Source organism: Adhaeribacter radiodurans (assembly GCF_014075995.1).
GTDB lineage: Bacteria > Bacteroidota > Bacteroidia > Cytophagales > Hymenobacteraceae > Adhaeribacter > Adhaeribacter radiodurans.
Map to the genome: position 1 here is coordinate 4087287 of NZ_CP055153.1, position 13110 is coordinate 4100396.

The 13110-nt window shown below is 44.3% G+C and carries 3 protein-coding genes; all 3 read left to right on the forward strand.

Annotated features, from left to right (window positions below; translation table 11 throughout):
• The first annotated feature begins 353 nt into the window (after positions 1-353).
• The 3 genes from HUW48_RS16435 (at position 354) to HUW48_RS16445 (ending at position 13054) form a co-directional block, all read left to right on the forward strand.
• A complete protein-coding gene (locus HUW48_RS16435) occupies positions 354-3659 on the forward strand; it encodes a T9SS type A sorting domain-containing protein (RefSeq protein WP_182411983.1) in 3306 nt (1101 codons plus the stop codon).
• 91 nt (positions 3660-3750) lie between these two features.
• On the forward strand, positions 3751-8298 hold the full coding sequence (locus tag HUW48_RS16440) for a T9SS type A sorting domain-containing protein (protein ID WP_182411984.1): 4548 nt from the start codon (positions 3751-3753) through the stop codon (positions 8296-8298).
• Positions 8299-8374: 76 nt separating this feature from the next.
• The gene (locus HUW48_RS16445; protein ID WP_182411985.1) at positions 8375-13054 is read left to right on the forward strand and encodes a T9SS type A sorting domain-containing protein; all 4680 of its coding nucleotides are present in this window, start codon (positions 8375-8377) and stop codon (positions 13052-13054) included.
• The last annotated feature ends 56 nt before the right edge of the window (positions 13055-13110 follow it).

Sequence of the window (13110 nt, forward strand, 5' to 3'; positions counted from 1 at the left end):
GTTCGGTTACGTTGCTTTTTCAACAAAATCCTTGTTGGTACAATACTATTTCTTATTAATAAATTCTACACTTAAACTGTTCAAGTTCCTTTAATCATTTAAAAGGAAATACTACCTTTTCCGTAAATACTATTTTGTTCCAGAATCCTTCTATTATTCCTGTATTTTCCTTTTCCTAAACAATTATTTAACAAAAATTTAATATTTCAGGTATAAAAATACCTAAGTTTAGGGATACCGCCCTATTCTAATTACTGGTACATTTACCTGTTTTAATATAGAGAATCCACTATTAGAATTTAATAGTGAAAGGATATTCCTATATACTGGCAATTAAACTTTAATATAATTTTATGAACACACGTTTTACATGGCTCACCCTGCTCCCACAACGGCCAGGCAGGTTATCTTACCCATTCCGCTTAGCTATTCTTTTAATTACACTTATTTTTTTTTCTTCCATCTCGTTTGCCCAGAATATTCAATGGGATAAAACTTTAGGGGGAAGTGAAGACGACCGTTTAAGAGTTGTTCAGCAAACCAGCGATGGTGGCTATATTCTTGGGGGCTTTTCAGAATCAAATAAAAGTGGCGATAAATCCCAAAATAATAAGGATGCCGCCGGCGGTATTTACCGAGATTACTGGATTGTGAAACTAAAAGCCGACGGCAGTAAAGAATGGGATAAGACCATTGGCGCAAACCGAAATGACTATTTAATGGCACTTCAACAGACCAGTGATGGCGGTTATATTCTGGGTGGATATAGTTCTTCTACTAAAAGCGGCGATAAATCCGCTGACGGTAAGGGCGAATATGACTACTGGGTAGTAAAATTAAGTGCTAATGGCACGAAAGTTTGGGATAAAACCTATGGCGGCACCGGCGATGATCAACTTTACTCTTTGCAGCAGACCAAAGATGGCGGCTACATTTTAGCCGGGAATTCTGCCTCTGGTATTTCGGGCGATAAAACCGAGGCTTCACGGGATCCAAGCGACCAATATCCTAAAAGCGATTTCTGGGTTTTAAAATTAAAAGCTGATGGTAGTAAAGAATGGGATAAAACGATTGGCGGTTCAGGCGCTGATTTTTTAAAATCTGTAAGGCAAACCAGCGATGGTGGATACATCCTGGGTGGTACCTCTGAGTCAGACATCAGCGGCGATAAAAGTCAGGCGAATAAAGGTAAACTATACTCCTCCGACTTTTGGATGGTAAAATTAAAAGCTGATGGTTCTAAGGATTGGGATAAAACCATTGGAGGATCCGATAATGATGCTTTGGCTGTACTTCGACAAACCAATGATGGGGGTTATATTCTGGGAGGTAATTCTTTTTCAAGTAAATCCGGCGACAAATCAGAAGAGCCAAGAGGTGGCTATGAAGATTACTGGGTAGTAAAAACAGATGCTCAAGGCAACAAGCAGTGGGACAAAACCATTGGTGGAACAGTAACCGATGTTTTAGCAACGTTGGAGCTGACCGATGATGGTGGCTATTTACTCGGCGGAACTTCCCGCTCCGGCATCAGTGGTGATAAAACCGAAAAAAACCGGGGCGATCTTGTGGATGAATGGGGCGAATATGTAGATGATTATTGGGTAGTTAAACTGAAAGCCGATGGTTCCAAAGCCTGGGATAAAACTTTAGGCAGCGAAAGCTACGATATCTTAAGTTCTTTGCAACAAACCAAAGATGGTGGGTATATTATCGCCGGGTCCACTCCAGAAACGGGAGGCAACAAAACCGAGCCGAGCCGGGGCGGGTACGATTACTGGGTAGTAAAACTGGATAACAACGCCAAAAAGAACCAGCAGATTACCTTCGCTCCGCTGCCAGACGTAGATTATGCCACGCAAAAAAACGTTACGTTAAAAGCCACCTCCAGTTCCGGCTTACCGGTTTCTTTTAGTTTACTATCCGGCCCGGCCACCATCCAAAACAACATACTTACGCTTACTGGTCGTCCGGGAACCGTAACGGTACAAGCTTCCCAAGCCGGCAACAATGAATATTACCAGGCAGAAGCGGTTACCCGCAGTTTTCAAGTGAGCGTTCCTTTAAATGCTAATTTCTGGGATATGCGCTACGGCGGCTCTGGTACCGACAACTTAACCACCGCTATTAAAACTATCGATGGCGGTTATTTGGCTGGTGGATACTCTAGCTCCGTTATTTCCGGGGAAAGAAGCCAGGCAGGTCGGGGTCAGAATGATTACTGGATTGTAAAAACTGATAAATACGGCCGTAAACTCTGGGACAAGCGGTACGGTGGATCGGGGAACGATTACCTCAATCGAATCATTCAAACCCGGGATGGCGGCTATTTACTCGGCGGTTCTTCACTCTCCGGAGTAAACGGAGATAAAACCCAGGCTAGTCGCGGCGATCGGGATTATTGGGTAGTAAAAGTAGATGCCCAAGGCAACAAACAATGGGATAAAACTTTTGGTGGCAACGGTTACGATGAGTTACGAAAAATAGTGCAGTTGAGCACGGGCGAATACGTGTTAGGAGGTTACAGCAACTCACCCGTGAGCGGTGATAAAAGCCAGGATACCCAAGGCCGAAATGATTATTGGCTAGTGAAAATTAGTAGCACCGGCACCAAGATATGGGATAAGCGTTACGGGGGCACCGGCGAAGAAACTTTAGGCAGTTTTACCGAAACCCGCGACGGCGGCTTTTTACTGGGCGGCGAATCATTTTCCAGTGCTAACGGAGACAAGTACCAGGCCAGCCGGGGCGGCAGCGACTTCTGGGTAATACGGGTAGATAAAGACGGTAAAAAGCTGTGGGATAAAACCTACGGTGGCAGTAACCAAGATGCTATTTCATCGGTGAGTCGCAGTAACGGAGAAACATTTATTTTATCCGGAACCAGCTCTTCCTCCATTAGCGGGGAGAGAAGCCAGGCCAACAAGGGTAAAAATGATTACTGGGTAGTAAAAATAGATGCGCAAGGCAATAAACTATGGGATAAAGCCTTTGGAGGCAACGACAACGATCAATTAGAAGCTAGCACTACTTTGGCTGACGGAAGTACTATTCTAGCGGGTAGCTCTTGGTCAGAGGTGAGTGGCGACAAAACCAAGGCTGGTCAGGGATCAAATGATTACTGGTTAGTTAAAATAGATGCTTCCGGTGCTAAACAATGGGACAAACGTTATGGGGGCAGCAGCTTCGAAGAAGTTCGGACTGTGTTTCAAACGCAAGATGGCGGCTTGTTAATAGGTGGCCGTTCCGCTTCGGGTGAAAGCGGGGATAAAACCCAGCCCAGCCAAGGCGAAACGGATTTCTGGTTAGTAAAAGTATCACCGGATAGTTTGTCTACTCTGGCTACTATAGCAGCACGAGTTACTAATTCCGTTTCTTCGTCTATTTTAACAAGCGAAAAAGTAAATTTAACTGCCTATCCCAATCCTTCCCAGGATAAAGTAACCATCAAATTTACTTTACCTAATACACAAACTGCTTCGGTAAAAGTATACAATAGCCAGGGCAAAGAAATTACCACTTTGTTTAACGGCCAAGCACAAGCGAATCAAACCTACCAAGTGCAATGGCAGGGTTCCAGCTACAAGGCAAATTTGTATTTTATTCAATTGCAAACACCTACCATACGGCAACAACACAAACTACTCTTAACAAAATAGTAGATTTATCTTTGGCTACCGGAAAAGTTTTCCGGTAGCCAAATTTTTTTATTCGGGTTCCTTTCTCTACCATTCAAATTTTACCAAGCTTATGAAAATACTTTTAAAAAACATCGTTTGGCTTCACAAAAAGCCTGGTAAGTTTACTTTCCAGCACTTTTTAAAGTTTTCTTTACTATTAGCCATAGGCTTTCCATTCTTGGCTTCTGCCCAGAATGTTCAGTGGAATAAAACCATAGGAGCCGATTTAAATGATTATTTCACAACCGCCACGCAAACCAGTGATGGTGGCTATATTCTGGGAGGCACTTCTGGATCCGGAAAGAATGGCGATAAGTCCCAGCCGAAAAATGGCCAAAGCGATTTTTGGATTGTTAAGCTAAATGCCGATGGCTCCAAAGCCTGGGATAAAACGATTGGCAGTGCAGCCAACGACCGGTTAGATGCTTTACAGCAGACTAGTGATGGTGGTTATATTTTATTAGGTTACTCTGTAGGCGGTGCGTCCGGCGATAAAACCGGCACGAAAGAAAACTGGGTGGTAAAACTCAAACCAGATGGCACTATTGCCTGGGATAAAACTTTTGGGGTACAGAAAGGCGGTAGCTCTCTAACTGAACTGCAACAAACTAGTGATGGAGGCTATATTTTGGGAGGAAGCGCCTTTGGGTTTGGCGGTGATAAAACTGAAGCTGGCCTTTTTGGCGATTTTTGGCTAGTTAAATTAAACGCCGATGGCTCTAAAGCTTGGGATAAAACCATTGTCGGAAATAGTAATGATAATTTAACTACCCTTCAGCAAACCAAAGATGGCGGCTTTATAGTAGGTGGCAATTCGGACTCTGGAAAAGGCCGGGACAAATCGGAAGATCAAAAAAATGATGGAAACTTAAGTGATTTTTGGATGGTAAAACTGAACCCAGACCGGACTATAGCCTGGGATAAAACCATTGGCGTAGAAGCAGATGATCTCTTAAGCACCATCCGGCAAACCCCGGATGGGAGCTATATTGTAGGCGGTTATGCCGATGCTGGCCTAGGTGAATTTAAATCAGAAAAAAGCAAAGGTGGTTTTGATTACTGGGTAATTAAATTAAACAACAAAGGTACTCAGGAGTGGAACAAGACCATTGGCGGAAGCAATAGCGATCAATTACATGCTTTGCAACCTACCAGCGATGGGGGTTACCTGCTAGGTGGTGGCTCTCGCTCCAACAATAGCGGCGATAAAACGCAAGATAACCAGGGCATTTTTGATTACTGGGTAGTAAAATTAAACGCTAATGGTTCAAAAGCCTGGGATCTCACTTTAGGAGGGAACGCCGAAGATGCTTTAGAAAATGTTATACAAACAAAGGATAACGGTTATCTTATAGGTGGTTATTCTAAATCTCCTATCTCCGGAACTAAAACAGAAGCAAGTAAAGGCGGTTATGATTATTGGGTAGTAAAATTAGATAATGATACCAAAGCTAAACAAACCATTTCTTTTGCCGCTTTGCCGGAAGTAAATTTTGCAACTCAAAAAACACTTAGTCTAAAAGCTACTGCCAGTTCTGGTTTACCCGTTACCTTTCGGGTTGTTTCCGGTCCGGCTACGGTTAAAGGCAACACGGTAACGTTTAAGGGTGGAAGTGGCACGGTTACCATGGAGGCCTTACAAACTGGTAACGCCAAGTATTACGCCGCTCCCGCCGTTACTCAAACTTTTGTGGTACAGGTTCCGCCCGTAACCCGGCTTTGGAATAAATCTTTTGGCGGCATTCGTACCGAATACCAAAGCCAGGGAAATGAATGTGATAAAATTTTTGGTACCTCTTCTCTTACAGCTATGGTTCGCTCTTCAGATGGGGGTTATTTGCTGGGAGGCACTTCCGATTCTAAAAAAGGGAATGACAAAAGCGACGACCACCTGGGTTCTATTTTAGAGGAACAATGCTTTTCTGATCAGCAACCTATAACTGATTATTGGATTGTAAAAACCAATGCCAATGGCGAAAAACTTTGGGATAAAACCTTTGGTGGCAACGACCGGGATGAACTAAAAGCAATTTTGGCCACCCCCGACGGAGGTTACTTACTAGGAGGTTCTTCTAAATCAAACGGGAATGGTAATAAAACACAAGCCAGCCGAGGATATGAAGATTACTGGATAGTTAAAATATCTGCAAACGGCAATAAAATCTGGGATAAAACCTTTGGCGGTCACCTAGGCGATGTGCTTACCACTTTAATCGCCACTCCCGATGGAAATTATTTACTAGGAGGCACGTCGATCTCCGGCAAATCCGGTGATAAAACCGAAGCAGGTATTGGTGGTCAGGAATTTTGGATTGTAAAAATAGATGGGGATGGTAACAAGATTTGGGACAAAGCTTATGATAACGAAGGCAACGACCTCAGTACTTTACAGTCAATAGTTCCTTCTTCGGATGGCGGCTTCTTATTAGGAGGCACAACTTCAATAGATAAAGGCAATTACTGGGTTGTAAAAATTAATAGTCAGGGACTAAAACTTTGGAATAAATCTTTTGGCGGCGATGCATATGATAATCTATCGGCTTTGGCGAATACTACAGATGGCGGTTACCTTTTAGGCGGTTATTCCAATTCAGGTAAAAGTGGAGATAAGAGTGAGGCAAGCCGGGGCGGTAATGATTTCTGGGTGGTTAAAATAGATGAAGCCGGAAAAAAGGTTTGGGATGAAACTATTGGCGGAAATGGTTCTGACTTGCTCTCTGCTTTAATAAAAACGCCCGATGGAGGTTTCCTGCTCGGTGGTACTACCAACTCTGGCGTGAGTGGCGAAAAAAGTGAAGAAAAGCGAGGCTTAGGTGATTATTGGGTGATAAAGATAGACTTCAACGGTGTAATAAGTTGGGATAGAACCTTGGGGGGTACCAATAACAATGAACAATTAAGTTCACTCTTAGTAACTTCAGATGGCAACTTCCTAGTGGGAGGCTCTTCTTACTCCGAAAATAATGGCGATAAAAGCCAACCTCTTAAAGGAATAAAGGATTTTTGGGTTATCAAGTTAAAAGAAGAAAAGAATGCACCGGCTTTAGCTTGGGACATGCGTTTTGGCGGTTCAGGCACCGATAACTTAACCGATGTTATTAAAACCTCCGATGGCGGCTACTTAGCTGGCGGTTACTCTGATTCCAAGGTGAGCGGCGATAAATCACAAAACAGTAAGGGCAAAAACGATTATTGGATTGTAAAAACTGATAAAAATGGTAAAAAACTCTGGGATAAAAGCTTCGGAGGCTCCGATCAGGACTACCTAAACCGGGTTATTCAAACGCAAGATGGGGGCTACTTACTGGCGGGTTCTTCTTTATCGGGTAAAAGTGGCGACAAGAGCCAACCTAGTCAGGGCGATCGTGACTTCTGGATCGTTAAAACTGATGCTTTGGGCAACAAACAATGGGATAAAACCTACGGCGGCAGTGACTTCGATCAATTTGTAAAAATTATCCAACTCTCTACCGGCGAATTCGTGCTTGGTGGCACTACCAAATCTCCGGTAAACGGCGATGTAAGCCAGAATAGTCCGGGTTTAAAAGATTACTGGTTAGTCAAAATCAGTTCAACCGGTACTAAAATCTGGGACAAACGCTACGGAGGCAACGGCGATGATCAATTAGGAAGTTTTACTGAAACCAAAGAAGGTGGCTTTTTACTGGCTGGTTCGTCTTATTCCGGAGCCAAAGGGGATAAAAGTCAAACCAGTAACGGCTTAACCGATTACTGGGTAGTAAAACTGGATAAAGAAGGGAATAAAATCTGGGATAAAACCTTTGGTAGCCGTCGGGACGATGTACCGGCATCCGTAGCCCGGAGTGGATCAGACTTCTATATTGCCGGTACCAATACCACCTACTATAATCCCGAACAAAGCCCCGAAGGTTTTTCGGATAAAGATTACTGGTTAGTAAAAATAGATACAAACGGCAACTTATTGTGGGAAAAAACCTTTGGCGGCAAGCAAACCGATGTTCTCCAGGCCAGCACAAGTTTACCAGATGGGGGTATTGTGTTAGGAGGAAGTTCTTATTCAGAAGTAAGTGGTAGTAAGTCGCAACCCAGTCAGGGATCTTATGATTACTGGATTGTTCGAGTAGACGCCAATGGCAATAAGGTGTACGATAAAACAGTTGGCGGTAGTGAGAGGGATGAACTGCGAACTATTTTCTCCACTTCTGATGGAGGTTTAATGTTGGCAGGTTGGTCGGCTTCCCAAGTGAGTGGAGATGTTACCCAACCCAACCAGGGTAGCAGTGATTACTGGCTAGTAAAACTAGCCCCGGCCCCGGATACTTCCTCAATGCTAACAACCCGGGAAGCCACAGTTACGGAAGCACCAGTAGCCTTCACTAACAATTTAACCGCTTACCCCAATCCTTTCCAAGGGAAAGTAAATGTGAAGTTCAGCTTACCCCAAACTCAGGCAGCCACAGTAAAAATCTTTGATGGCCAAGGTAAAGAAGTAAGTACTTTGTTTCAAGGCGAAGTGAAAGCTATCCAAACTTACCAACTAGAATGGCAGGCCGGTAACAAACCCGCAGGTTTGTATTTTATTCAATTGCAAACCCCTACTCTACGGCAACAACACAAACTGCTTTTAACGAAATAGAATTATGGTAATTGCCCAATATAAACTTGGGCAATTACTCCCAGGTAAGTAAACCCATTCATTTTCATTTAATTGCATGAAAAAACATTTAAAATTTTCACTTCTGCCTTACCCAAATGTATTCTTTACCTGCAGGTGGCGCTTCCTATTTATTTTTTTCTTTTTAAACCTAGGTTTCTCTTTTCTAACTTCGGCTCAAAAAATAGAATGGGATAGATCTTTGGGCGGTAATGCCATTGATCAATTATACTCGTTGCAGCAAACCCAGGATGGCGGTTATATCTTAGGAGGATTATCGGCTTCCGGACCCAACGGCGATAAAACCCAGCCAAACAAAGGAGTCAGAGATTATTGGATAGTAAAGCTAAGAGCAAATGGCAGCAAAGAATGGGACAAATCATTCGGCGGTAACCAGGATGAAATTTTACAGTTTGTTCAACAAACCACAGATGGGGGCTACATTTTAGGTGGCCATTCTAAGTCAGGGATCAGTGGCGACAAAACTGAAGGCGCTTTTGGTAATTATGATTTTTGGGTAATAAAAGTAGATGCTCAGGGAAACAAACAATGGGATAAAACCTACGGCGGAGATAAAGACGAACGATTAGTTGAACTGCAGCAAACCCAGGATGGTGGCTATATTTTAGGTGGTCATTCCAGTTCCGGAGTAAGCGGAAGTAAAACAGAACCCTCCCGAGGGGGCACGGATTACTGGGTAGTAAAATTACAGGCCGATGGTACCAAAGTTTGGGATAAAACGATTGGCAGTAAAAGCAGCGAAAATTTACAGGCTATCCTGCAAACCCGCGATGGTGGTTACCTTTTAGGCGGCTCCTCTAGCGGGGTTATAAGCGGCGATAAAACGGAAGAACGACATGATAGATATTCCGATTACTGGGTAGTAAAATTAAATGCAGGCGGCCAAAAAATTTGGGATAAAACTATTGGCGGCAACCTTAGTGATTACTTATTTTCTCTTCTGCAATTACCAGATGGCGGGTATCTTTTGGGTGGCCATTCCAGCTCCGATAAAAGCCATGAAAAAACCGAAGACCACAAAGGCTTTTCTGATTATTGGATCGTAAAGTTAAACCCCGATGGAAGTAAAGGATGGGATAAAACTGTCGGCGGAAAACATATTGACGAGTTGGCCTCCATGAAGCTTACCAAAGACGGAGGTATCCTTTTAGGAGGAACATCTAGATCTGGTATTGGGGCAGATAAATCCGAACCCAATCACGGCTCTTATGATTGGGACTTTTGGGTTGCCAAAGTTAGCGCGAACGGTCAAAAAGTTTTATGGGACAAAACAATAGGCAGCGAGGGAGATGATTATTTAACAGATTTGCAACAAACGCAGGACAGCGGTTATGTATTGGGCGGCAGATCACCTTCCAGGAAAACGGGTGATAAATCCGAAGAAGGTAAAGGTTCTACTGATTATTGGGTAGTGAAGCTGGATAATTCCATTAAACTTAAAAACCAGATTACCTTTGAGCCTATTCTAAACAAAGAAGTCGGCGATCCGGCCTTTCCCCTGGTCGCGAAAGCTACCTCCGGCTTACCCGTCACCTTTGAAGTATTATCCGGTCCCGCCATTATCAAGAATAATAAACTAACCATAAAAGGAGCCGGTTGGGTACGGTTGGTCGCTACTCAGGAAGGCAACACCGAGTATGAACGGGTAGTAGATACCACCCAAAGCTTTTTAGTAACCCTTACCGGTAAACAATGGCAAAAAAACTATGGCGGTAACAAAACCGATATGTTGAGTACTATGCTTCCTACGCCCGATGGCGGCTACATTATAGGAGGTACTTCTAACTCCGATGCTAGTGCCGATAAAAGCCAGAACTCAAAAGGAAACACCGATTTTTGGGTTGCAAAGATAAATGCCTCCGGTCAAAAAGTATGGGACAAAACCTACGGCGGCAACCAAGCCGATCAGCTTACTGCTTTGGTGGCTACCCCCGACGGGAATTACTTACTCGGTGGTACTTCTGCTTCTAACTCATCCGGCGATAAAAGTCAGGCAAGCAATGGTCTGGAAGATTATTGGTTAGTTAAAATAGGCGCTAATGGTACAAAACTCTGGGACAAAACTTTTGGCGGAAGCCAGTCTGATTGGCTAGCCACAATGGTTACCAGCCTGGATGGCGGCTATTTACTGGGCGGAACATCGGCATCGGATAAAAGTGGAGATAAAAGCCAGCCATCCTGGGATACTAACCAAGAGCCCAGCAGCCGCCGGGATTATTGGCTATTGAAACTAGATGCTAACGGCAATAAAATATGGGATAAAACTTACGGCGGCGATAAATTTGATAAGCTTACGGCCATTACCCTTAACCCCAAAGGTGGTTATTTAGTAGGCGGTTATTCCTCTTCGGGCATAAGCGGGGATAAAACGCAGCCCCCCCGTGGCCTGGCAGATTACTGGGTACTCCGGATTGATGAACAAGGTAAAAAAGTATGGGATAATACCTACGGCGGAGTAATTAGTTATTATAACGGAAAAGGTTACTATGAAGCGGGTGCTTCCCTCCTGAGCAGTATAGTGCCCACTCCTGATGGCGGCTTTTTACTGGGAGGTTCTTCCAGCGCTACCACCGGGGGAGAAAAAACTAGTCAAACGGCCGGCATGCATGATGAAATATATGATTACTGGGTCGTTAAAATTAATAACAGCGGCAAAAAAGTTTGGGATAAAAGTTACGGCGGATTAGTAGTTTATCCCGGACAAATTGGAGTGGGCGAATTCTGGACGTATACCGGAACTTCCAATTTAAGTACCATTATTCCATTGCCCGAAGGCGGATATTTACTGGCGGGTACTTCTAACGGCGATACCGGCCGGAATAAAAGCGAAGACAACCGCAGTAACATTAGTAAAATAGAAGACGAAAGACAAAAAGAAGGCTTTACCGAGGTAAAAACTTCGGTATGGAACGATTACTGGCTGGTAAAAATAGATGAGCAAGGCCAATTTATAGTAGACCGCACCATTGGGGGTCAACGCAACGATATGCTGGCATCTGCTATCCGAACCTCCGGAGGCAATATTCTTTTGGGCGGCACCACTTATTCGGACATTGGAGCCGATAAAAATACGGGGAACGTGGGTGATGCCGACTTCTGGGTAGTACAGGTACAACCAGATAAAACACCCGAGCCCTTAGCCGCTGCCTGGGACAATCTGTTTGGTAGTTACCGCAACGAAGGCTTAACCGATGTTATTAAAACTGCCGACGGCGGCTACTTAACTGCCGGCTTTTCCGACTCATACCCTGGCGGCGATAAAACCCAAAATAATTTAGGTAAATACGATTACTGGATTGTAAAAACTGACCGGAATGGCAAAAAACTCTGGGATAAAACCTACGGAGGTTCAGATGATGATTTCCTTAACCGAGTTATTCAAACGGCTGATGGGGGTTATTTATTAGCGGGTAGTTCTCTCTCAGGCAAGGCAGGCGATAAATCGGAGGCCTCCCTGGGTAAGCGCGATTTTTGGCTCATAAAAGTGGATGCTACCGGCACGAAACAATGGGATAAAACCTTCGGCGGTTCCGGCGACGATGAACTCAAAAAAGTAATTCAACTATCTACCGGAGAGTATATAGTAGCAGGCCACAGCAACTCCCCTATTAGCGCGGATAAAACGCAGAGCAGTCAGGGTGGTACCGATTACTGGTTAATGAAAATCAGCAGTACGGGTAGTAAAATTTGGGATAAACGTTACGGTGGCAACAAGGAAGAAGCACTAGGCAGCTTCACGCAAACCCCCGAGGGTGGCTTTTTACTCGTAGGTACTTCCTTATCTAATACCAGCGGCGACAAAAGTGAACCCAGCCAGGGCAGCAGCGACTATTGGGCCGTAAAAACGGATCAGAATGGCAACTTACTCTGGGAGAAAACTTTTGGAGGCAGCGCCACAGACGAAGCAAATTCGATTGTTCGTAACGGGAATGAGTACTATATTTCGGGTACCAGTTCTTCCAACTCTAGTGGCGAGAAAAGCGGAAATAACCAAGGCGGAAAAGATTATTGGTTAATTAAAATAGATACCAACGGTACCAAGCTTTGGGACAGAACTTTTGGCGGCAGCCAGGACGATGAACTGCGGGCCAGCACCCGTTTAGCGAATGGCCATATTGTTTTAGGCGGCACTTCCTTCTCCGAAGTAAGTGGCACCAAAACCCAGACTAGTCGGGGCAACAGCGATTTCTGGATCGTAGAAGTAGATGCCGAGGGTAACCCCATGTACGATAAACGCTTTGGTGGCAGCGGTACCGAAGAACTCCGTACCATTTTCCAAACTTCCGATGGTGGTTTATTGCTGGGTGGCCGTTCCGACTCAAACGTTAGTGGTGAGCATAGCCAAACCAGTTGGGGCCGTAGTGATTACTGGTTGGTGAAAGTAGCTCCGGAAAGTATAACCTCGAGCGCCGCCGTTGTTGCTCGTCAGGCATTTGCACCGGAAGTAACTCCGCAGATTAGTTTGTTAAACGCTTTTCCTAACCCAGTCCGGGAAAAAGTAACGGTTCAGTTTAGCTTGCCACAAACTCAGGCAGTTAGCGTAAAAATTTACGACAGCCAAGGGCAGGAGGTAAAAACTTTGTTCCAGGGAGAAGCGCAGGCAAACCAAACTTACCAGCTGGAATGGCAAGCTGGCAATAAACCGGCCGGCCTGTATTTCTTGCAGTTACAAACCCCAACCAAGCAGCAACAGCAAAAACTACTTTTAACCAAGTAAGTGCAAAAGCCTTCCCCGTAGCATTTAAAACTGTTTCGGAGAAGGCTAAATATTAA